Source organism: Methylobacterium sp. Leaf99, from assembly GCF_001422375.1.
In the GTDB taxonomy this organism is placed as follows: domain Bacteria; phylum Pseudomonadota; class Alphaproteobacteria; order Rhizobiales; family Beijerinckiaceae; genus Methylobacterium.
In genome coordinates, this window is the sequence record NZ_LMMU01000008.1 from 104,798 (window position 1) to 126,915 (window position 22,118).

Below are 22,118 nucleotides of genomic sequence, written 5' to 3' on the forward strand. Positions count from 1 at the left end.
CACGCCCAGGGTCCGCCACACCCGTGATCCGGACACCCGCCGAAGCAAAGAGCGACAACGTTCATCGTCCCAACCGGTCGTCACGGCGAGGCTCCTCGGCCAAGCTTTTGTCTCCTAGGGGCCGTGACCTGAACAGAGACTGACGCGCACCGTTTCGCCCGTGCGGAACCCTGTCTCCACGGGCGCTGTTGAACTGCGGCAACAGCGCAACCGATCAGCGCCGAGGAGTATCACCGTGAACGTGAATCAACCCACAGGAGCGCCGGGGGCGGAGGCTGCGGCGAATCGCGAGACGGCCGACTGGAAAGCCCTGCGCGGCGACGTCGAGGGCATCGCCGACGAGGCGGTGGAGCGCGGCCGGGGCTTCGTATCCGCGGCCCGGGGGCACGCCGAGGAGTATGTCGACCGCCGCAAGGGCGACGCCGCCCAGTCGGTCAACGACCTCGCGCGCACGGTTCGGGACTCGAGCAAGACCTTCGAGGACCGGCCCAACATCCGTGCCTTCTTCGACAGCGCGGCGGAAGGCCTCGAGCACCTCGGGACGCAGATCGAGAACAAGAGCTTCTCCGAGTTCTACGAGGATGCCGAGGCCCTCGCCCGCCGGGCCCCTGTCGCCGTGGCTGTCGCCACCTTCGTGACCGGGTTCGTCGTGGCCCGTTTCATCAAGTCGTCGAGCGTTTCGGCCGTGCGTGACTTCGACGCCCGTGAGGTTCCGGTCCGGGGCGGTTCCCTGCGCGACGTGCCGGCACCCGGTCTCCGCCGCGATCACGGCGTCTGAGGCCGGCGCCCATGTCGAACGGACCCAATCCCAGCATCCAGGGCCTCATCGGCGATGCCCTGCGGGAGACCAACGAACTCGCCCGCAAGGAGATCGCCCTCTTCCGCAACGAGATGACGAGCAACGTCCGCTCGCTCTTCGTCGGTCTCGGGCTCCTCGTGGGCGCCGCCGTGTTCGGCGTCGTCGCCCTGTTCGTCCTCGTGGACGCCTTGGTGAAATGGCTCGCCACGGTGGTCCACTCGGAAGCGCTCGCCGCTCTCATCGTCGGCGGCGTGCTCCTCGTCGTCGCGGTGATTCTGGCGCTGGTCGGCCGCAACGCCATGTCGCTGTCGACCCTCGCTCCCGTGCGGACTTCGCGTCAGGTTCGCCAGGATGCCCGCGCACTGTCTGAAAGGGTCTCCGGATGAGCGGATCGTTGAACGAACTCGAGAAGGACATCGAGGCGAGCCGCGCCCGCCTCGACCAGACCATCGACCAGATCCAGGAACGGCTCTCGGTGTCGAGCATCGTCGACGAGATGCTCGGCAACGCCCGCCGGACACCGCTGATCGGAGTCTACGATGGGGCGTTGGCCGCCGTCCGCCGCAACCCGGTGCCGGTGATGATCATCGCCGCCGGGGTCGGCTGGCTCCTGCACCGGATGTCGTCCGACGCGGCCGCCGCCGTCGCCACGGAGCGCCGGGTTCGCCAGGCGAAGGACAGCCTGCCGGTGGTGCAGACGGGAGCCGACCGCGTCTACGACCCGGATCTGCCGACGCGCCATCCCGTCAAGGATCTCGGCCAAGAGACTCAACTCTGACCCGGCTCTGATTCAGTCCGAGTCCGATCCCACTTCGGCCCGTGCCAAGGGCCTATTCTCTGCAGGAGCCACCCATGTCCCACTCCCCGAAGCCCGGTGACGAATCCCGTTCCCTGCCCGACGACATCGCCCTCGCGGCGGGCATGCCGCGCGGCCACCAGGACGATCGCACCCTCGACGCGCGTGTCGGATCGACGGCCGATGACGTGCGGTCCGGCGCGACCAACCTGCGCGACATGGCCCTCGAGACCGCCGACGACCTGACGAACCGCGCCGCCGGCATCGCCGGAGACGTCCGGGACCGGGTGTCCGAGACGGCCCAGACCGTGCGTGACCGCTTGGCCGGTACGGCCCAGGATCTGCGCGAGCGGGCCTACGATGTTCGCGACACCGGCCGGCGCCGGATCGAGGATCTCGGCGAGCGCGGGTCGGAGCGTCTTCGCGATGGCCGCTCGGCCGTCGAGGATTTCGTTACCGAGAACCCCCTCCTCGTCGGCGTCGTCGGCCTCGCCGCTGGCCTTCTCATCGGCGCCCTCCTGCCCCGCACCCGGCAGGAAGACGAGACCGTGGGTCCGTGGGCCGACGAGGTTCGCGACCAGGGGCTCCGCTACGCCCGCGACGTGACCCATCGCGGACGCGAGTTCGTCGCGAGCGCCCTCGACCCGGAAAACCTCCAGGCCGCCGCCCAGCGCGCGACGGCGCCCCAGGGCGGTACCGGCTACGCCGAGACGCCGGGTACCCGTCCGCACTGACGCGACGGCGCGATCTGGTCGATGGTGAGGGGCGGTGTCCGAAAGGGCGCCGCCCCTTCTTTCGTCGAGGGATGGATCGATCGCCGCCGGGCGCGACGGGATGGGCTCGACCGGTCAGGATCGAGGCGCTATCGCATCGCCCATGAAGATCGGCGATTGCGACATCCTCATCCTGCCGGGCTATGCCGGCTCCGAAGACGGCCATTGGCAGGCCCGCTGGGCCGAGCGCCTGTCCACGGGCCGCATCGTCGAGCAGGACGACTGGCACCATCCCGACGCCCCTGCTTGGCGCGCCCGCATCGTTGCGGCGGTGTCGGAAGCGGAGCGTCCCGTTCTCCTCATCGCGCACAGCCTCGGTGTGGTGGCCGCCATGCAGGCGGCCCCGGATTTCCCGCCGGGCGTCGTGCGCGGCGCGATCCTGGTGGCATTTCCCGATGTCGAGACCACGCCGAACCTTCCGGCCAGCGTCACCGCCTTCGCGCCGGTGCCGCGCGATCCCCTGCCGTTCCCGTCGCTTGTGGTGGCGAGCCGCAACGATCCGTACTGCGCCTACGAGCGGGCCGAGGATTTTGCGTTTTCCTGGGGCGCCGTGGTGGTCGATGCCGGGGAATCCGGCCACATCAACGTCGCCTCGGGCCACGGGCCGTGGCCGGAGGGTCTGATGCGCCTCGCGGGGTTCATGAAGAACCTTTAATTCCGGCTCCGTCCGCATCCCCGGCGGATCGGAACAGCGCACCGGCCACATCCGACAGGCGCGGCGCCTCCTCGCGCACGAACGGCAGCGGGCGGCACACCGCCATGGCGGCGAGGCCGAACCGCGCCGTCATCAGACCGTTGAGGACGCCCTCCCCGAGCTTGGCCGACACCTTCGCGGCGAGGCCGAGCCCCAGGGCCTGCTGGATCATGCTCTCGCCCACCGCCATGCCGCCCGTCACCGTGAGGTGGGCGAGGGCCGAGCGGGCGAGGCGCAGGAAGCCGAGGAAGCCCGGGCGCCCGCCGTAGATGGTGGCGATCTGGCGGAGCAGCCGCACGGCGGCGAAGATCACGAACGCCACGTCGACGATGGCGCGGGGGCTGAGCGCCGTGACTCCCGACACTTGCTTCGCCGCCGTCGCGACGGCTTGGCGCGCCTGGCGGTCGAGGGGGGCGAGGAGCTCGTGTTCGGCGAGGCCGAGGCGGTCGTCGACATCGAGGATGGCGTCGCCGAGGGTGTCGAGGCGGGTCCGGCCGGCGGCCAGGGCAGCGCGCCCTGCATAGAGGGCGCTGAGATCCCTCACCACCGTCTGGGCCGCGCTGTGGTCGCGGCTCCCCAGCGCCTCCACGGCCCTGGCCCGCAGGCGTTCGATCTGGCGCTCGCGCCAGATGCCGGAGAGTTCGCGCACGACAAGTCCGAGGAGGCCCAGGGCCGCGACGCCCAGAAGCACCAGGGCGACGGCGCCGAGCCACGGGGCGGCGCTGAAGAGATCCGCGATGAGCCGCTCAATGGAGAGGCCGACGCCGAGGGACACGAGCCCGCCGAGGGCCACGAGCAGCATCGACAGCCACGGCGCGCGAGATTTCGGCGCCACCGGCACCGGCGTGCCGTCGGCCGCCTCGACGATTTCAAAGGGTTCTTCGACGATGCGGACCTGACTCGGAGACATCGGCGGCGGCACGACGCCCTCGGTCACCCCGGCCGGTTCGGTGGCGGGGATGCGGAAGGCCCGGGGGCGGTTCGGCGGGGGCGTGGAGGTCATGCGGGACTCAACTGAGCTTGTCGCCAAGGAGGAACTGCATCGCCCGGTCGAGGCGGATCTGCGGCAGGTGGCCGGGCCGTCCGAGGGCGTCGGGCTTGACGAGAGGGGGGCGGAAGCGCGGGAAGCGCAGGGAACCGGGCGGCACCGCGCCTTCCAGCACCGCTTCCGGCCGTTCGGGGAGCTCGCCGGGGAAGATCGCCGCCTCGCTCGAGCCGTCGAAGGTCTCGTCGCCCACGGACTCGCCGGCCTCCGGCGTGCCCGAGACGGCGCGCAGGATTTCCGCGCCGTCGTGGATCGTGGTCTCGCGGGTGGCGCGCACGGAGGCCAGCGCCACGGTGCCGACCCGGGCCCCCGCGGCTTCCGTGCGGCGCATGGCCCGCGACACCAGGAGGCGCAGGAGGGCGTCGAGGCGGTCGTGGCTGGTTTGGTGGAGGTGATCGGCCTTGGTTGCGGCGAACAGAATGCGCTCGGCACGGGGCGCGAACAGGCGCGACAGGATGGTGTTGCGGCCGATGCGGAAGCTGAGCAGCACGGAATCGAGTGCTTCCTCCAGTTCGGCCAGGGCTGCCGGGCCGGCATCGACGGCGGCGAGGACATCCACCAGGACGATCTGCCGATCGACCCGCTGGAAGTGGTTGCGGAAGAACGGCTCGACCACCTTGGCCTTGTAGGCCTCGAAGCGCCGCTCCATCAGGCCGGCTAGGCTGCCGGGGTCGAGGGGGTCGGTGAGATTGTCCAGCGGCGCGAAGGTCAGGGCCGGCGAGCCGGCGAGATCGCCCGGCATGAGGAACCGGCCGGGCGGCGTCGTCGCCACGGATTCCGGGCCGGCGCGCAGCGCCGAGAGGTAGGCCTTGAAGGCGGTGCTGGCGCGTTCGGCCACCATCTCGTCCAGGGGCGCCTTCGGATCGAGACTCTTCAGGGTGGCGAGCCAGGGCGCCGCCATGGCGGCCCGGCCGCTGCGGCGCGTGCCGGATATCGTGGCCCGGGACCACGCCGTGTAGCTCTGGTCGATGAGGGCGAGATCGAGGAGCCATTCGCCGGGATAATCGACCACGTCGAGCATCAGGGTGCCCGGCCCCGAGCGCCAGCCGCCCTTGCGCTCGTACTCGATGGCGAGGCGAAACTGGCTGATCCGGTCGGTGGAGCGCGGCCAAAGGCGCTCCTGAGTCAGGGCCGCGACGTGTTCCTCGAAGGGGAAACGCGGCAGGTCGTCGTCGGGCTGGGGCACGAGGCGGGCGCGGCGCAGACGACCCTCGTGGGCCGGCGCGAAGGCCGGGAGGGCGTGCGCCTCGACGAGATGGTGGATCAGGGCCGTCGTGAACACGGTCTTGCCCGAGCGGGCGAGGCCGGTGACGCCCAGCCGCAGGGTCGGCTGGATCAGGAGGTCGCTCGATGCCTCGGCGAAAGCCTTGACCGCGGAACCCGCACGCGCGGCAAAGCTGTTCATGAACGACTCATCGAAGATACGGGGAGACTTGGGGAGTACGGGAGACGAGGTGCGGCGGCCCGGCTGAGGTGGCGCCGGTGCGGCCGGCCCGCAAGGTCACGGCTCAAGGGATCGGGGCCGGCGGCCCCACCGCCGCCAGGGTACCGGCGTCGAGGCGGCCGATGGCCGCGTCGACCAGGGCGGGGCCGGCACGGAGGGCGCCGAGTTCGACGCTCGACATGGCGAGCATCACCGCGCGCAGGGCCGGCAACGGACGTCCGTCCGGCCCGAACAGGTTGAGGTCGTCCTCGACCTTCAGGCCGACACTGTTGGCGATGCGCGCGGCGTAGTTGCGGATGCGGGTCTCGTCGGTGCCGCAGAACGGCGTCGGTACGCTGAGATCGAGGGGGTGCAGGCCGGCGACGAGGGGCGGCAGGGCGGCGGACTCGGCCACGAACCGCTTCTGCAACCCGGCCGTCGCCGTCTCGACGGCCCGGGTCGCGTTGCCCAGCACCACGCTCGGCTCGACGAGGAGCACGGAGGGTCTGGCCGTGATCACGGAGGGCTTCACCAGGAGTTCGGAGGGCCGCACCAGGAGCCCGTGGCGGGGCGTCGCCGGTGGTTTGGCCGAGACGGAGGCGAGGGTCTTCGGAGCCGATCCCGGAGGCACCCGCTTGCCCATCCGCGCCAGGGGCGACCACGGCTGGACCCGCAGGGGACCGCCCTTCGCCGCGAGCGCCCGGCGCGGCATCCCGGCCCGCGTGTTGCGGGCGAGAAAACGCGCCCGCAGGGTCCCGCCGAGGCCGCGCGGCGCGAGGGCGGTCGGCACCCGCGTAGCGGTCGGCGGGGTTCCCCGGCACTCGGCTGGCGCCCAGCGCCTGACGATGGCGAGGGCCGTGCGCCGGTTGAAGTCGCGATAGTAGCGCCGGAGCAGCCCCGCGGCCGCGTCAGCGCCGTCGGCCGCCGTGGCGAAGCCCGTATGACCCTCGGCATCGGCACCGATCTCGCCGGACCAGCGCGCCTTCTTGATGCACCAGTAATTGTTGAGCTTGACGCAGCGGGCGACGAAGGCCGGCTCTGTCGTGGACCAACGCGCCGCCAGGGCGAGGGATGCCGGACGCAGAGACGTCCCCGCCTCCGTTCGCCAGTTCGAGACCGCACGACTTTCCGCCAGGAAGTGGGGCGCCTCCAGAGGCGTGCCGAGGGCGGACCAGTCCCGGGCGGGTTCCGACACGGCGCGGCGCACGGTCTCGACGCCGCCCGCGAGGGACGGCACCAGCGCCGTCAGGACCAGTAGGGATGCGAGGAGCACGACACTCGGAGAGCTTGACCGGGGAACAGGGAAACGGCCGCGCCCGGCAACGGTTCAATTCCCGTCGGACGTGGTCCGCCTGCGCTCAGGCAGCCTCTTCGGCGTCGAGGTCGCGGGGCGCCACGAAGCGCTCCAAGCGCCCGGAGCCCGCGCGGATCTCGTCCCAGGTCTCGACGTCGAAATCCAGCACCGCGAGTGCGCCCGTTGGAAATCCCTCGGCGAGGCGGCCGCGCGCCGCGCGCGGTCCGGACTCGACGAGGCGGAGCGCCACGTCCTGAAAGCCGGGATTGTGGCCGACCATGAGGAGGCACCGCGCCGCACCGGGCGTTGCGCGGATCACCTCCAGGAGGGCGGCGTCGGGCGCCTCGTAGATCTCGGGAACGAACGTCGCTTCCGGCCCGCTCAGGGCAGCGTGGATCGGCTCCCAGGTTTCCCGCGTCCGTTTGGCCGGCGAGACGGCGACGTGATCGGGCCGCAGATTTTCCGTGGCGAGGTAGGCGGCCATGAGCGGCGCGTTCCGCCGGCCGCGCGGGTTGAGGGGCCGGTCGAGATCGGCGATCCCGGCCGGACGATCGGATTTGGCGTGGCGCAGGAGCAGGACACGGAGCATTCGGTGACCTTTCAGTTGAAGCCGACGACGGCGTGCGGAACGTACGGCCGCTCGAGGGCCGCCATTTCCTCCGCCGTCAAGGCAAGGTCGAGGGCCGCCGCGGCGTCGTCGAGGTGACCGGGCTTCGAGGCGCCGACGATGGGCACCGTCACGGGCGACTTCTGGGCGACCCAGGCCAGGGCGACCTGGGCGCGGGGCACGCCGCGGGCCGCGGCGATGGACGCAACCGCCTCGACCACGGCCCGGTCGGCGGCTTCCGTGGCGTCGTAGAGACGCTTGCCGACGAGGTCCGTTTCCTGGCGTGCACTCGACGCGTCCCAGTCCCGGGTCAGGCGCCCGCGCGCCAGGGGACTCCACGGCAGCACGGCAATGTCCTGATCGGCGCAGAGCGGCAGCATCTCGCGCTCTTCCTCGCGGTGGAGCAGGTTGTAGTGGTTCTGCATGGTCGCGAACCGGGTCCAGCCGTTGCGGTCGGCGAGGAACAACGCCTTGGCGAACTGCCACGCGTACATCGAGGACGCGCCGATGTAGCGGGCCTTGCCGGCCTTCACCACGTCGTGGAGCGCCTCCAGGGTGACCTCGATGGGCGTGTCGTAATCCCAGCGGTGGATCTGGAGGAGATCGACGTAGTCGGTGCCGAGCCGCGTCAGGCTGGCATCGACGGCGGAAAAGATCGCCTTTCGCGAGAGGCCGCCGGCATTGGGGCGGTCGCTCAAGCCGTAATAGCACTTCGTGGCGATGACGAGGTCGTCGCGCCGTGCGAACTCCTTCAGGGCCCGGCCGACGATCTCCTCGCTGGTGCCGTCGGAATAGTAGTTCGCCGTGTCGAAGAAATTGATGCCCATCTCGACGGCCTTGCGCAGGAGCGGCCGGCTCGCCTCTTCGGTCATGGTCCAGGGATGGGGACCGCGCTCGGGGATGCCGTAGGTCATGCAGCCGAGGCAGAGCGGCGAGACGTCGAGGCCGGTGCGGCCGAGTTTCTTCATCTTCATGGGAACGGTCCGCTGCTGAGGATGGGACGCGGCGATGGGCTCTATCTGGTCCGGCCGGCCGGCTTCGCCAGGGGCGCTGTTCAGCCGCCGCGCCCCTCGCGCCGCATCATGAAGGCGAGTTTCTCGAACAGGCTCACGTCCTGCTCGTTCTTCAGAAGCGCTCCGTGCAGCGGCGGGATCAGCTTGCGGCCGTCGCGCTCGCGCAGGGTCTCGGGGGTCACGTCCTCCGAGACCAGGAGCTTCAGCCAGTCGAGCAGTTCCGAGGTGGAGGGCTTCTTCTTCAGGCCCGGTACGGCGCGGGTCTCGAGGAAGACCCGCAGGGCCTCTTCCACCAGACGGTGCTTGATACCGGGGTAGTGGACCTCGACGATGGCCTTCAGGGTCTCGGCGTCGGGGAACTGGATGTAGTGGAAGAAGCACCGGCGCAGGAACGCGTCGGGCAGCTCCTTCTCGTTGTTCGAGGTGATGATGACGATGGGCCGGCGCTCGGCCCGGATCGTCTGCCCCGTCTCGTAGACGTGGAATTCCATGCGGTCGAGTTCGGTCAGGAGGTCGTTGGGGAACTCGATATCGGCCTTGTCGATCTCGTCGATGAGCAGCACCGGCCGCTCCGCATGGGTGAACGCCTCCCACAGCTTGCCGCGGCGGATGTAGTTGCCGATGTCGGACACGCGCGGGTCGCCGAGCTGGCTGTCGCGCAGGCGCGAGACGGCATCGTACTCGTAGAGCCCCTGCTGCGCCTTGGTGGTCGATTTGACGTTCCAGGTGAGCAGCGGCGCGCCGAGGCCCTTGGCGATCTCTTCCGCCAGCACCGTCTTGCCGGTGCCGGGTTCGCCCTTCACCAGCAGCGGCCGCTCCAGCACGATGGCGGCGTTGACGGCGGTGGTGAGGTCGGACGTCGCGACGTAGTCGGCGGTGCCGGTAAAGCGCATGGGATCTGTCCGTGGGCGGTGGTGCGGGGCGGACTGGCCGAGACGGTACCACGTCCGTTTCTTGTCTCGTCCGGATGAGCCGGAGATACCGCGGAGGTTGCTCGCGGACAACGCATCTCGGAAGCGCGTGCAGCGCCTGTCGGTTCAGACTCCCCAGTGCGGCATCGATCGGTTCCAAATGACCGGCCGTGAGGTCGACCGCCGGATTGAGCTGTGACGCGCTATCTCTGCGCTACCATCATCGTCGGCGACCTCGGGACGCCGACGCCGTCCGCATCCGTCATCGCCCAAATGACCAACCGGGCCGACGCATCCCTATTCCTCAGCGCCACTTGCCTATTCCTCAGCGCCGCTTGGTAGAATGCCGCTTCAGAGCGTCTTCCCGTCGTGCCAGACGCAATTCGAGGCCAGGATGCCGAGGTTCACGTCGGATTTCTGCGGCTGCGGCAGGGTCTTGCCGTCCATGGCGAGATCGATCTTGATCTCGACCTGGCCCTTGGCCTCGTTGGTGCGGCGGGAGAAGTAGCAGTATTGCTGGAACGGCTGGTCCTCGTTGGCCTTGAAGTTCCAGCCGGTGACGATCTGGCCGTCCATGTAGGGCACCTGCTTGAACACCGTGAAGGTGGTGTTCACGATGGCCTTCGAGGCCGGCGCCGCGTCGTTGCCGAGCTGCGCCTTCGTCGGGGTCGGCGTACCGGTGGCCTTCGGCAATCCGCCTTCGAGCTTGAGGACGTTGTCCGTGAGCGTCACTTCACCCTTGGTCTTCAGGGTCACGTCGGAGAGGGCCGCCTGCATGGCGGCGGCGATCTTCTCGGCCGCCGTGTCGAACTGGTTCATGTAGGCGTAGCCGTAGGACGCCGCGCCGAGGCCGATGCCGGCCAGCGCGCAGAACGCGCCGAAGCCGAGGGACCGGAACAGGAAGGCGCGGGCCGCGATGATCTTTGTCTCCGCGCGCAGGCGCCCGTTGACGTTCTGCGCCAGGACGACGTTCTCCGGCGTACCGGTGGTGTGGATGCTCATGCGCCGGCTCCCGCGCTGGCCGGCAACGCGGATTGGCCCGTCGGACGCCGGTCGATGGGCCGGTCGATGGGAATGACCGCGCCGGAGGCGGCGTTCGCCTCACGCGCCGGCTTCGGCTGCGAGAGCCCGATTTCCTGGCGCAGGGCGTCGGTGATGGAATCCAGCATATAGGGGGTGGCTGCCGGATCGACGGTGGCGCCGAGGTCGTCCTCGTCCATGAAGGTTTTCCGCACGGAGACGGCGCAGAGGGCCAGGATCGTCGAGGCGAAGGCGGCGCACAGGGCCGGCACGAACACGAAGATGCGCAGGAAGGCATGGACCTGCGCCTCCGTCACGTCGATGGGATCGACGCCGTAGACCATGGCGGTGAAGGAGTGCAGCTGCGAGCGGTTGACCGAGTTGCGGTAGGTCTGCTCGGCATCCGCCACCTTGCGGTCGGCCGCGCCCCGGTCGAGGGCGCTGCGGGCCTTGCGGGCTTCTTCGAGGGCCTTCGTCACGCCGGCGCGGTCGCTGCCGGCCTTGGCGACGCTGGCGTTGAGGGTCGCCGTGCGCGGGTCGGTGACGCATTTGAGGTTGGAGTATCGCTGGCCCCGGCTGTTGGTGCCGGAGACCCGCTCGCAGCGCTGGGGCGGCAGGGCGGAGAGCTGGCTCGCGTTCTCGGCGGCGCGCTTCTCGATCTGATCGAGTTCGGTGGTGTACTGCGTCACCCGGGCGTCGGCCGCCGCGATCCGACCGTCGATGGTGCTCCGGTCGGCCTGCGCGTCCTTGAGGGCGGTCTTGGCCTTGGCCGCATCCATCAGACGGGGATGGAACATCATCTCGCCGAGCTGCGAGACCGACTTCGTCGTGACTCCGGCGGCAAAGATGATCCCGATGATGGCCATGGCGCGGATCGCGTAGGAGCGCTGCGTCCGCGCGAGGATGCCCAGCGGCACCCGGCACAGCTCCACCGCCGCGTAGACCAGCGGCGCCAGGAGCATGAAGTAGAACGCTTGGGAATCGCCGTCGCTGTAGACCCCAGCGAACAGCCACGCGCCCCAGAGCGAGGCGCCGATGACCATGAACTCGACGAGATAGGCGATGCCGACGTAGCCCCACTTGATGCGGTAGCCCTTCTCGACGTGGCGCTCGTGGGTCCAGCGATCGGATTCCCGTTGCCATTCGCGGCGCTCGCGCTGGACATCCCGGCTGGGCGGCGTCTTTCGCATGGGGCACTCGTGTCTCGAAACGCGACGAACGCCGCACTTAACATTCCGTTACGCCCCCGGCTAAGCGGGTATTGTGCCGTTTTTGCGCCAAGCCGTGCGGTGCGTTGTCCTTGCAACGCTGCAGGGCGTGGGATTCGTGCGATCCGACGCGAACGGCGATTGCGCGTCCGCTCTCCCGGACCGCATGATCGCCGGGACCGAGCCCCGCACGAGGGATCGGCCGATGGCGCCGGCCGGAAGGAGACCCTGGGACCCGATGACGGACATGCACGCCGGCTCCTACAAGGAAGCGATCCTGTTCCTCGTCACCGCCGGCGTGGTGGTGCCGCTGTTCCATCGCCTGCGCATCAGCCCCGTCCTCGGGTTCATCGGCGCGGGGGCCCTCCTCGGGCCGTTCGGCCTCGGCCGTCTCGCGGAGGCCTATCCGTGGCTCTCCTGGGTCACCATCGGCAACCGGGCCGAGATCGCGCATCTGGCCGAGTTCGGCGTGATCTTCCTCATGTTCATGATCGGCGTCGAGCTCTCTTGGGAGCGCCTGCGCACCCTGCGCCGCCTCGTCTTTGGCCTCGGCTCGATCCAGGTGGTCGCCTCCGCCTTGGTGATCGGCGCGATCCTGTACGCCCTGGCGGTGCCCCTCGCTGCCGCCGCCATTGTCGGTCTGGCGCTGGCCCTGTCCTCCACGGCGGTGGTGCTGCCGGTCCTGGCCGAGCAGAAGCGCCTTAACACGCCCTCCGGCCGGGCGAGCTTCGCGGTGCTTCTGTTCCAGGATCTCGCCGTGGCCCCGGTCCTGTTCGCCATCGCGGTGCTGGGGCGCAGCGACGGGGCCAATGTCGGGGGCGCCCTGGCCTTCGCCCTCGGTCAGGCGGCGGTGGCCATCGTCGTCATCGTCGTGGCGGGGCGCCTCGCCCTGCGACCCCTGTTCCAGCTCGTGGCCCGCACCCGCTCGCCCGAACTGTTCATGGCAGCCTGCCTCCTCGTCATCATCGGCACGGCGCTCACGGCCGCCGCCGCCGGCCTGTCCATGACGCTGGGCGCCTTCGTCGCCGGCCTGCTACTCGCCGAGACCGAGTACCGCCGCGCCATCGAGGCCACCATCGATCCGTTCAAGGGCCTGCTGCTGGGCGTGTTCTTCGTGTCCGTGGGCATGAACCTCGACCCGGCCCACCTCATGGCGGCGCCCGGGGCCATCCTGGGCCTCGCCCTGGGGCTGATCCTGCTCAAGGGCGTGGTCATCGTCGCGGCCGCCCGCTTCCTCAGGCTGTCGCGCGCCGTGGGCCTCGAGGCGGCCCTGCTGCTCGGCCCCGGCGGCGAATTCGCCTTCGTGCTCATCGGCGGGGCTCTCGCCGGAAACCTCGTCCCCGAGGAAGTCGGCCAGGCCGCCCTCATCGTCACCACGGTGACGATGATCGCGATTCCGGCGCTCGCCGTCCTCGCCCGCCGCCTCGGCAAACGGATGACGCACGGGCAGCTCGGCCGCGCCCGGGCGGAGCCCGTGCCGGACAAGCAGCAGAACCGTGTGATCATCGCCGGGTACGGCCGGGTCGGCCGCCTCGTCGGCGAGATGCTGGCCCGCCATAAGATCCCGTACCTCGCCCTCGATGCCGACGCGGCCCGCGTCTCGGAGCACCGGCGCCTCGGCAACCCCGTCTACTTCGGCGACTCGGCCAATCCGGAGCTCCTGCGCCGCTGCGACATCGCCAATGCGCGGGCACTGGTTGTCACCCTCGACAACCCGCATGCCGTGGAGGCCGTTGTCGAGGCCGCCCGCGCCGAGCGGGCCGACATCACCATCGTGGCCCGCGCCCGCGACGCGCGCCATGCGACGGCCCTCTACGAGATGGGCGTGGACGACGCGGTGCCGGAGACCATCGAAGCCTCCCTGCAATTGTCGGAGGCCGTCCTCGTCGATGTCGGCGTACCCATGGGCCTCGTCATCGCCTCGATCCACGAGCGCCGCGACGAGTACCGCGCCATGCTCAAGCGGAAGGAGACGGAGGTGCGCCCCGCCTTCCGGGCACGGCGCACGGTGGGCAAGGGCACCGAAGCGCGCGAAGCGGCGTCGCTCAAGGACGAGGCGAAGCCGGTGGTCAAGAGCGCGTAGGGCGAGGCCGCCCTCCCCCCTACGCCCATGACTCAGCCGTGGCAGGCGCAGCCGGAATGGCCGCAGCCGTCGTGGGAGGCGTGACCGTCGGCGCAGGCCTCGCAGCAGAAGGTCTTGCCGTCCCGTTCGATCCCGGTGCCTGTCTTCACCTTGCAGACGCAGTCGGCACAGGCACAGGGAACCATTTCGGCGGTCGCATCGGCCATGGAAAACGATCCTTCGTTGGCAGGTGGATGGTGCGCATTCTTGCCAACGCCGCGCCCGTCCGCAAGCCGTGCCCGGTCCGCGCACGAAGATAGTCCCCACCGCGGGGACGAAGCGTGCTAGGGGTCGGCCAACCCCGCACGACTCCGTGCCCTGGGCAACTCCATGAGGCCCCAGTGGCGAACGCGTTCAAGAGCGGTGCATCCCAATCGCGCACGACCGACGATTTCAACGAGCGCGCCAAGCGCCTCTCGGAGCGGCTCGGCGCCATCGAGAAGCCCGCCCAGATGAAGCGTGGGAATGCGCCGCGTCGCTCGTTCAAGGCCGGGCCGCGCCCCGAGGCCGATACCGAGCCGAAGGACGAGCAGGCCGAAGGTCAGAACGAGGCCGCCGAGACCAACGAGACTGAGACCGAAACCGAAGCCTGAACGACGGCGGCGACGGCCAAAAACAGGGGCCGACACGGCGTCGGCCCCTTCCTCGTTCAGTGTCGGAGACGAACCGCTCAGCGGCGGGCCTTGGCCTTGCGGGCGGCATAGCGCGCATCGCGTGCGGCCTTCTTCTCCGCCAGGTCGGAGGCCTTGCGTTCGGCGGCCGCGACGGCCTCCGCCTCTTCGCGGGCGATCTGAGCCGCGAGCTCCGCCTCTTCGCGGGCGCGCTTCTCTTCCGCGGCTTGGCGCTCGGCGGCGATCCGGGCGGCTTCGCGCTCACGGGCCCGTTCCTCGCGGGCGCGGGAGACCGCGGCACGGGCCTCGGCCTTGGCGATTATGTCCGGGTCATCCGCCGGGGGACGGGCCTTGAATTTTTCCAGCAGCATCTGCTTAGCACTGGCGGAGTTCTTGCGGCGATCGTCGAAATTCCTGTAGTCGAAGGCGCCCATCTGACCTTTCTCGTGGTGTGTCGCGGCCGAGCCCGCTTCGCGGGGCGCGCGGCCTTAGGGTGAATCAGAACGTTTGGAAAGCTGTGTCGATCGGGGCTGCCAATGCCTGAACGACGGACCGGAATCAACAGAAGCCGCCCGGTGGCGAGCGGCTTCCCGTCGAGATGTTGAATCGATGCCTCAGTGGGCGGGCAACGAGGCCCGCCCTCAGGCCGCCTGGAGGTTTCCGGCGGATTGCTTGCCCGTGCGGCGATCGCTCTCGATCTCGTAGGACAGCTTCTGCCCCTCGATGAGATTGCGCATCCCGGCGCGCTCGACGGCGGAAATGTGGACGAACACGTCCTTGCTGCCGTCATCCGGCTGGATGAATCCGTAGCCCTTGGTCTCGTTGAACCATTTCACGGTACCCGTGCTCATGGCTTATCCTTTCGTCGTGAGAAGTCGTGCCCGCAGCCCCGCGCCCGTGCAGGCGCGGCTCCTGGGAAGCGGGGCGGTGAGATGCCGTAGGACCGAGGGCGGCATCCTCGCGCGGTCCCGTGGGACCGGTGGTCCCGAAAGGACCGGAGGCTGCGCGGCCGTGCTGGGGAAGCGACCATGCGGAGAACGTGGTGATCTGGGAAGCCTGCGACGGACAGACAAGGCGTGAAGCCGGGCGGGGTTCCCGCGGCCCATCCGGAGGGGCCCGCGCGTCCTGTCTTCAACCGCGCCCGGGACGGCGCCCTGGACGGGGACGACGACACCCCCGAGGTTGCTGCATGACGGTGTGACGGCTACGCTACAGCCCGATGGGAACGGCGCGTCGGGGGCTTTCGTGAGGAACCCGCATGGTCGCGAAACGTCTCCGGTCATGTCGGCGCGGCCCTTAACCGCGTGGAGATGGGTCGGGTGAGTTAGTACGGACCGGCATCGAAGCGGGGGCGGGATGACGGCAGTGAACGGGTGGGGGCCGAACCGGCCGGGGAGCGGCGCGGGCCGGCTCCCTCGTGGGACGCGCCGTTCGTGATGGTGGCTTTGTTACGTGATGCCGTGACGCGCGCCCTCGCGCGGGCCGCCCTGCCCCTGGCCGTCGCACTTGTCGGCGGCGGCATGGCGGTACAGCCGGCCGTCGCCTTCGATCTGTTCGGCCTGTTCGGCTCGGAGGAAGAGCCGCCGGCTCCCAGTTCGGGCGCCCTGCCCTACACGGTCAAGTTTCAGGGGATCGATGACGACGATGTCCTGCGCGCGCTTCAGGACACCTCCACCCTCTACCGCCTGCGCCAGGATGCGCCGCCGGATGGCGAGGGCCTCGTGCGCCGGGCCGAGGCCGACCAGCGCCGTCTCGCCGACGTGCTTTCCGGCTACGGCTATTATCAGGGCACCGTCCAGATCCGCATCGACGGGGTGACGCTCTCGGGCGAGTCGAGCGTCGCGGCGGCGGCCGGTGCTGCGGAGGGGTCCCGCGCCCGCGCTCTCGTACCGGTGCGGATCACCGTCGAGGCCGGCCCGCTCTACACCCTGCGCGCCGTCACCGTGCGCGATTCCGCCGGCAATCCGTTTCCGGAGGAGGTGCTGCCCGTCCGCTTCACCCGCGTGGACGACGACGTGCCGGCGCGCTCCGCTACCGTGCTCGCCCGCGAGGCCAAGGTCGTCGACCGCTTCCGGGCCCTCGGACATCCCTTCGCCAAGGCGGTCGCGCGCGCACCCGTGGTCGACGACACGGCCCATGTCATGGATGTGGGTTTCACCATCGATCCCGGCCCCATCGCGGACCTCGGCGACGTGACCGTGCGCGGCACCGCGGGCCTCGATCCGGCGGTGGTGCGCTCGTTCATCTATGCCGAGCCGGGTGATCCGTATTCGCCCAAGGCCATCGCCGACATCCGCCGGTCCGTGGCGAAGGTCGAGGCCCTGGGCTCGATCCGGGTGCGCGAGGGCGAGGCCCTCGATCCCGCCGGCAACCTGCCGATCTTCGTCGATGTGACAGAGCGCGATCACAACCTCATCGGAGTCGCGGCGCGCTACTCCACCGTCGATGGCCCCGGCATCCGCGCCTATTACGCCAACCGCAACCTGTTCGGCGGCGGCGAGACCCTGCGGCTCGATGCCGATGTCTACTACCTCGGCAACGACCTCTACGCGACGCAGCGCAAGCTCGCGGGCATCGATTCCAACGGCCTCGGCGGTCGCCTCTCGGCCACCTTCGTCAAGCCGGCCCTGTGGGGCACCCGCAACGATCTCGTCGCCAACCTGTTCGTCGGCCGCGAGGCGCAGCAATCCTACGTCAGCGACGCGGCCGGCGGCACCATCGGCCTGCGCCACCGCTTCTCCGACGCGTTCTTCGCGCAGATCGGCGTCGACGGGCAGGCCGGCCGCTCGCAGGACGCCCTCGGCAAGGTCGATTACCGCCTCGTCGGCGTGCCGCTCTCGGTGTCTTACGATTCCACCGACAACCTCCTGGATCCGACCAAGGGGGTCCGCGTCATCGCCTCGGCGACGCCCTATGCGGGCTTCCTCGGCTCTGACCCGTCGATCTTCGTCGCGAAGGCGCAGGGCTCGACCTATTATGCCCTCGACGACGAGGCCCGCTACATCCTCGCCGGCCGCATCGGCTTCGGCTCGATCTCCGGCGCGAACCTCGACGAGATCCCGGCCAACATCCGGTTCTTCGCCGGTGGCGGTGGCTCCGTGCGCGGCTTCCCCTATCGGACCCTCGGGCCGCGCGGCCCGTTCAACCTGCCCATCGGTGGGCGCAGCCTGCTGGAGGCCTCATTCGAGGCCCGCATCAAGGTGACCGACACCATCGGCGTCGTGCCGTTCTTCGATGCCGGTACCGCCTTCGCGTCGAGCCTGCCCGATTTCGAGGAGCGCATCCGCTACGCGGCCGGCTTAGGGCTGCGCTACTACACCGGCATCGGCCCGATCCGCGTCGACGTCGCCTTCCCCCTGGACCGCATCAAGGGCAACCGCGAGCGCCCCGTGGCCCTCTACATCAGCCTGGGGCAATCGTTCTGATGGGATTTCGGGACCTTTTCCGTTCGCGCAAGAATCCCTCCCCCCTCTGCGGGGGGAGGGGCGCGCGCACCATCGTCGCGCTGAGCTGCATGGTGCTTCTCCTCGGCCCCGCACGCCCCACCCGTGCCGACGAGGCCGAAAAATCGGTCCTCGGCGGCCTGCTCTCGAAGGCGCTCTCCACCCCCGGTTCGCAGGTCGCCATCGGGGCCGTCGACGGCGCCCTGTCCTCCGATGCCACGGTGCGTGACATCGCCATCAGCGATGCGAACGGTGTCTGGTTGAAGCTCGACCGGGCACGCCTGGTCTGGCGCCGCCTCGCCCTGCTCTCGGGCCGCCTCGAGATCGACAGCCTGGAGGTCGGGCGCCTCGAAATCCTGCGTCGTCCCCTGCCCGCCCCCGTCTCGGCCAAGGCGGAGCCCGACGGCGCGCTGCTGCCCGATCTGCCGGTGAAGGTCGAGGTCAAGGCGTTCAAGCTCGCCGAACTCGTGCTGGGCGAAGCCCTGGCCGGCCAGACCGCGCGACTGGCCGCCGACGGACGGGCCAAGCTCGGCGCCCCGTCCGAAGGCCTCGACCTCGACCTCAAGGTCCGTCGCCTCGACGCGGCGGGGGATTTCGCCGCTCGCCTGCTGTTCGTCCCCAAGGGCGAGACCCTGGAGCTCAAGACCACCCTGGTGGAGCCCGTGGGCGGCCTGCTTTCCAAGGCGGCCAACCTGCCCGGGACGCCGGCGATCAACCTCGATCTCGACGGGCGCGGCACCCTGGATTCCTGGAACGCCCGCCTCGATTTCGATGCCGGGCCGGACCTCGGCGCCAAGGGCTCGGCCCGGATCTCGCGCATCGGCACCGACCGGCGCCTCGCCCTCGACCTCGCCTCGCGCATCGAGGCGCTGCTGCCCGGCCCCGCGGCGGCGGTGTTCTCGGGCACGACGAAGCTCGAAGGGGGCCTGCGCTTCTCCGACGGCGGCGCCTTCGGCATCGACCGCCTCGATCTTACTTCGCGGACCGCCCGCCTGGAAGCGCGGGGGACCCTGACCGCCGATCGCGTTGCGGATTTCGTCGTCGCGGCCCGCGCCGTGCCGACGGACGGCGCCACCACCAAGGCGGGCGACGCCGAGCTCGACAGCCTCGTCTTCGACGGCAGCCTGAAGGGCCCCATCGCCCGTCCGACCGTCGACGGCATCCTCAAAGCCGCCGGCTTGCGCGCCGACGGCAATGCCCTCGACCGCGTCGAGGCCGCCATCGCCATGGCGCCGACGGGGCCGGATTCCGCCGCGAGCCGCTTCGCGCTCAGCGCCGACGCCAAGGTCGAAGGCCTGAGCCTCGCCGATCCGGCCCTGCGCCGCGCCATCGGAGCGCGGGCCGCCCTCGCCTTCCGGGGTACGCTCCAGCCCAGCGGCGTCGTGGAGGTGGCGAAGCTCGCCATCGAGGGCCCGACGGCCCGCGCGACCTATGCCGGAACTGTCGGCCAGAACACCCTGACGGGCACCGTCGATGCGGCACTCGCCGATCTCGCCGCCTTCTCGGACATTGCCGGCCGGCCGCTCGCCGGAAGTCTGACCGGGCAGGCGAAGCTCGGCGGCGATCCGGCCCGCAAGGCGGTGACCGCCGATGTGGATCTGCGCGCCGACCGCCTCGCCCTCTCGGTGCCGACGCTGGACGGCATGCTCGGCCGTAGCCCGCGCTTCACCGGACGCCTTGCCCAGGTCTATGACGGCTATGCCTTCGACGGGGCGCGCCTCGAGGGCGCCGAAATGGTCGCCCGCCTCGACGGACGCGCCACCGCCCGCATGGCCGACGCCAAGCTGCTCGTCGACCTGAAGGACCTCTCCGTCGTCGATGCCGCCCTGTCCGGCCGCGCCCTCCTCGATGGGCGCCTGACCGGCACCCTGGAGAAGCCCGACCTCACGGCGACGGTGACGGGGGACGACCTGCGCGCACAAGGACGGCCCATCCGGGCTCTGCGCCTGGAGACGGCGCTCCGCGATCTGACCGGCGCCCTCGACGGGACCGTGACGCTTACCGGCGATGTCGCCGGCAAGGCCCTTCGCGCCGATGCCCACCTCGCCCGCCTGCCCCAGGACTGGTCGCTGGATCGCCTCGCCTTCAACCTCGGCTCCGTCGCCATCGCGGGCAGCGCCCGCGTCGATGCCCGCTCCTTCCTCGCGGAGGGTAGCCTCACCATCGCGGCGGCGAACCTCGACGATCTCACACCCCTGGCCCTGACCTCCCTGGGCGGAAGTGTCGACGCGGCCGTCACCCTCACGCGGGCAGGCGGGCGCCAGGACGCGGCGATCCGGGCGAAGGGCGCGTCGCTGCGCGCGGGCGCCCTCGGCCTCGCCCGCCTCGACGCCGACCTCACCGGGCGCGACCTCCTCGCCCGGCCCGTCATCGACGGCCGCGTCAATGCCGACCGGGTCGTGGCCTCGGGCGAGACCCTGGATACCGTGCGCCTCGTCGCCACGGGCTCGCCGAGTGCCAGCGATATCACCCTGACCGCCAAGGCCCGCGCCTTCGACCTCGACGGCGCCGCGCGCCTCGTGCCCGCGGACCGGACCCGGATCGAACTCGCGCGCTTCTCCGCCGCGCGCGGCGGCGATCGCCTGGCGCTGGCCGGACCCGCCACCATCACCCTCGCGGAGGGTGGCGCCGTGATCGACAATCTCGTGATCGCCGCCGGCACCGGGCGGGTCAGCCTGTCGGGTCGGGCCGGCTCGAAGCTCGACCTGAAGCTCGGTCTCCGCGCCGTGCCGCTCGCCATGGCGCGCATCGCCTCGCCGGGGCTCGCCCTCACCGGCACCCTCGATGGCGAAGCGGATCTGCGCGGTACATCGGAGCGGCCCGAGGGGCACTACGCCTTCACCCTCGTGCGCCTCGTTACCCCTGAGACACGCAAGGCCGGCCTGCCGCCCATCGACGCCAAGGCCAGCGGCACCCTGTCCGATGGCCGCGCCGGCATCGAGGGCCGCGTCTCGGCCGGGCGCGGCGCCGATATGACAGTTTCGGGCTCCGTCCCGGTGGCGGCCGGTGGCAACATCGCGCTGAAACTCCGGGGCACCCTGGAAGCGGCCCTCGCCAACTCCCTCCTCAGCGTCGGCGGGCAGCGCGTCACGGGCCGCGTCGCCATCGATGCCGGCGTGTCCGGCACCCTCGCTGCCCCGCGTGCGGAGGGCGCTGCCACCCTCACGGGCGGTTCGTTCACCGACCCTCTCCAGGGCATCCGGCTGACCAACATCGAGGGCCGCGTCACCGGGCGGGGCGACACCCTGTTGGTGGAGCGCCTGACCGCGCTGACCCGCAACGGCGGTACCCTGCGCGCCGACGGTCGCGTCGCCCTCCAGCCGGCGGCCGGGTTTCCCGGCAACCTGCGCCTCGTCGCCGAGCGGGCCGAACTCGTGTCGAGCCCGCTGATGACGGTGGTGGCGAGCCTCAACCTCGCCCTGAGCGGTCCGCTTGCCCGCACACCCAAGGTCTCGGGACGCGTCGACCTCGTCTCCGTCGATGTCACGGTACCCGATCGCCTGCCGGCCAGCGTGAAGCCCCTGGAGGGCGTGCGGCACGTCAACACACCGCCCGACGTGCGCGCCCGCCTCGCCGCCCGGGCCGATCGCAAGGCCGCCGTCGCGGCGGCCGGACGCCGGCGGGGCAAGGCTGCCCCACCCTTCGACGCCACCCTGGATGTGGCGGTGAACGCCCCCAACCGCATCTTCGTGCGCGGACGCGGCATCGATGCCGAACTCGGCGGGGCCCTGCGGCTCACCGGCTCGTCGCGCGACCCCGTGGCGACGGGCGACTTCGAGATGCGGCGCGGCCGCCTCAGCGTGGTCGGTCAGCGCCTCGACTTCACCCGGGGGCGCCTGACCTTCGGCGGCGAGATCGCGCAGCCCGACCTCGACTTCCTGGCCGAGACCAAGGCCGCCGAAATCACGGCCCGCATCGCCGTGACGGGGCCCGCGAGCCAGCCGGTCTTCGCCATCACGTCCGATCCGACCCTGCCGCAGGACGAGGTCCTGTCGCGCCTCCTGTTCAAGAAGGCGTCAGGCGGCCTGTCGCCGTTCCAAGCCCTGCAGCTCGCCCAGGCCGTGGCCCAGTTTTCGGGCGGTGCCGGCGGCATCGACGTGTTCGAGCAGGCCCGCAAGGGCCTCGGCCTCGACAGCCTCGACATTTCCACGGGGGCGAGCGGCGGCCCGGCGGTGGGCGCCTCGCGCTACCTCAGCGACAAGCTCAGCGTCGGGGTGAAGGCCGGAGCCAAGCCCGCCGACACGGCGGCCACCATCGATTACGACGTGACCCGCCGCATCAAGATCCAGGGCGAGGCCGGCAGCGACGGCCGCACCGCCGTCGGCGTCGGCGCCGAGTGGGAGTATTGAGCGGCGGGCT

General features: G+C 70.7%; 20 protein-coding genes. 9 read left to right on the top strand and 11 right to left on the bottom strand.

The annotated features are described in order from the left end of the window. Positions 1–241: 241 nt before the first annotated feature. The 5 genes from ASF28_RS15485 to ASF28_RS15505 all read left to right on the top strand — a co-directional run bounded on the left by ASF28_RS15485 (position 242) and on the right by ASF28_RS15505 (position 3,023). Entirely contained in the window at positions 242–778 is a 537-nt protein-coding gene (locus ASF28_RS15485; RefSeq protein ID WP_244475047.1) for an apolipoprotein A1/A4/E family protein, read from the top strand. Positions 779–789: 11 nt separating this feature from the next. Beyond that, positions 790–1,185 carry a phage holin family protein gene (locus ASF28_RS15490; protein WP_056094455.1) on the top strand — a complete coding sequence of 132 codons (396 nt, stop codon included), beginning with the start codon at positions 790–792 and terminating at the stop codon, positions 1,183–1,185. Then, entirely contained in the window at positions 1,182–1,577 is a 396-nt protein-coding gene (locus tag ASF28_RS15495; RefSeq protein ID WP_056094458.1) for a DUF3618 domain-containing protein, read from the top strand. The genes ASF28_RS15490 and ASF28_RS15495 overlap by 4 nt, the downstream gene beginning before the upstream one ends. 74 nt (positions 1,578–1,651) lie before the next feature. Further along, entirely contained in the window at positions 1,652–2,329 is a 678-nt protein-coding gene (locus ASF28_RS15500; RefSeq protein WP_056094461.1) for a DUF883 family protein, read from the top strand. A 142-nt stretch (positions 2,330–2,471) separates the two neighbouring features. Continuing rightward, on the top strand, positions 2,472–3,023 hold the full coding sequence (locus tag ASF28_RS15505; RefSeq protein ID WP_056094464.1) for an RBBP9/YdeN family alpha/beta hydrolase: 552 nt from the start codon (positions 2,472–2,474) through the stop codon (positions 3,021–3,023). Here the strand turns inward: ASF28_RS15505 and ASF28_RS15510 are convergent. From ASF28_RS15510 to ASF28_RS15545, 8 genes are all read right to left on the bottom strand, one after another. Next, positions 3,007–4,065, bottom strand: coding sequence for a YcjF family protein (locus ASF28_RS15510; protein ID WP_056094467.1), 1,059 nt, complete (start codon positions 4,063–4,065; stop codon positions 3,007–3,009). The genes ASF28_RS15505 and ASF28_RS15510 overlap by 17 nt on opposite strands. A gap of 7 nt (positions 4,066–4,072) precedes the next feature. Beyond that, positions 4,073–5,512 carry a YcjX family protein gene (locus ASF28_RS15515; protein ID WP_056094470.1) on the bottom strand — a complete coding sequence of 480 codons (1,440 nt, stop codon included), beginning with the start codon at positions 5,510–5,512 and terminating at the stop codon, positions 4,073–4,075. Positions 5,513–5,615: 103 nt separating this feature from the next. Continuing rightward, complete coding sequence (locus tag ASF28_RS15520; protein ID WP_056094473.1) at positions 5,616–6,803, bottom strand: hypothetical protein; 1,188 nt, start codon at positions 6,801–6,803, stop codon at positions 5,616–5,618. 85 nt (positions 6,804–6,888) lie between these two features. Beyond that, positions 6,889–7,413, bottom strand: a complete 525-nt coding sequence (locus tag ASF28_RS15525; protein ID WP_056094476.1) for a SixA phosphatase family protein — start codon at positions 7,411–7,413, stop codon at positions 6,889–6,891. Between the two features lie 11 nt (positions 7,414–7,424). Beyond that, on the bottom strand, positions 7,425–8,405 hold the full coding sequence (locus tag ASF28_RS15530; protein ID WP_056094478.1) for an aldo/keto reductase: 981 nt from the start codon (positions 8,403–8,405) through the stop codon (positions 7,425–7,427). Positions 8,406–8,485: 80 nt separating this feature from the next. Continuing rightward, positions 8,486–9,337 carry an AAA family ATPase gene (locus ASF28_RS15535; protein ID WP_056094481.1) on the bottom strand — a complete coding sequence of 284 codons (852 nt, stop codon included), beginning with the start codon at positions 9,335–9,337 and terminating at the stop codon, positions 8,486–8,488. Between the two features lie 369 nt (positions 9,338–9,706). Then, a complete protein-coding gene (locus ASF28_RS15540; protein WP_056094484.1) occupies positions 9,707–10,357 on the bottom strand; it encodes a hypothetical protein in 651 nt (216 codons plus the stop codon). Further along, positions 10,354–11,565, bottom strand: a complete 1,212-nt coding sequence (locus tag ASF28_RS15545; RefSeq protein ID WP_056094487.1) for a hypothetical protein — start codon at positions 11,563–11,565, stop codon at positions 10,354–10,356. Before ASF28_RS15545 ends, ASF28_RS15540 begins: the two co-directional genes overlap by 4 nt. A 256-nt stretch (positions 11,566–11,821) precedes the next feature. Here ASF28_RS15545 and ASF28_RS15550 point away from each other — a divergent pair, with 256 nt between their 5' ends. Further along, positions 11,822–13,666, top strand: a complete 1,845-nt coding sequence (locus tag ASF28_RS15550; protein WP_082476598.1) for a cation:proton antiporter domain-containing protein — start codon at positions 11,822–11,824, stop codon at positions 13,664–13,666. Positions 13,667–13,698: 32 nt separating this feature from the next. Here the strand turns inward: ASF28_RS15550 and ASF28_RS15555 are convergent, their stop codons facing one another. Further along, on the bottom strand, positions 13,699–13,872 hold the full coding sequence (locus ASF28_RS15555; RefSeq protein WP_056094491.1) for a metallothionein: 174 nt from the start codon (positions 13,870–13,872) through the stop codon (positions 13,699–13,701). A gap of 174 nt (positions 13,873–14,046) precedes the next feature. Here ASF28_RS15555 and ASF28_RS15560 point away from each other — a divergent pair, with 174 nt between their 5' ends. After that, positions 14,047–14,298 (top strand): hypothetical protein, encoded by a 252-nt coding sequence (locus ASF28_RS15560; protein ID WP_056094493.1) that lies wholly within the window; start codon positions 14,047–14,049, stop codon positions 14,296–14,298. Between the two features lie 77 nt (positions 14,299–14,375). Here the strand turns inward: ASF28_RS15560 and ASF28_RS15565 are convergent, their stop codons facing one another. Both ASF28_RS15565 and ASF28_RS15570 read right to left on the bottom strand, forming a co-directional pair. Next, complete coding sequence (locus tag ASF28_RS15565) at positions 14,376–14,750, bottom strand: DUF6481 family protein (RefSeq protein ID WP_056094496.1); 375 nt, start codon at positions 14,748–14,750, stop codon at positions 14,376–14,378. 207 nt (positions 14,751–14,957) lie between these two features. Next, the gene (locus ASF28_RS15570; protein WP_056094499.1) at positions 14,958–15,167 is read right to left on the bottom strand and encodes a cold-shock protein; all 210 of its coding nucleotides are present in this window, start codon (positions 15,165–15,167) and stop codon (positions 14,958–14,960) included. A gap of 669 nt (positions 15,168–15,836) precedes the next feature. On the opposite strand from ASF28_RS15570, the gene ASF28_RS15575 reads away from it, so the two are divergent. Together ASF28_RS15575 and ASF28_RS15580 are read left to right on the top strand one after the other, a co-directional pair. Continuing rightward, a complete protein-coding gene (locus ASF28_RS15575; protein ID WP_157085629.1) occupies positions 15,837–17,741 on the top strand; it encodes an autotransporter assembly complex protein TamA in 1,905 nt (634 codons plus the stop codon). Beyond that, positions 17,741–22,108 carry a translocation/assembly module TamB domain-containing protein gene (locus ASF28_RS15580; protein ID WP_082476599.1) on the top strand — a complete coding sequence of 1,456 codons (4,368 nt, stop codon included), beginning with the start codon at positions 17,741–17,743 and terminating at the stop codon, positions 22,106–22,108. Before ASF28_RS15575 ends, ASF28_RS15580 begins: the two co-directional genes overlap by 1 nt. The last annotated feature ends 10 nt before the right edge of the window (positions 22,109–22,118 follow it).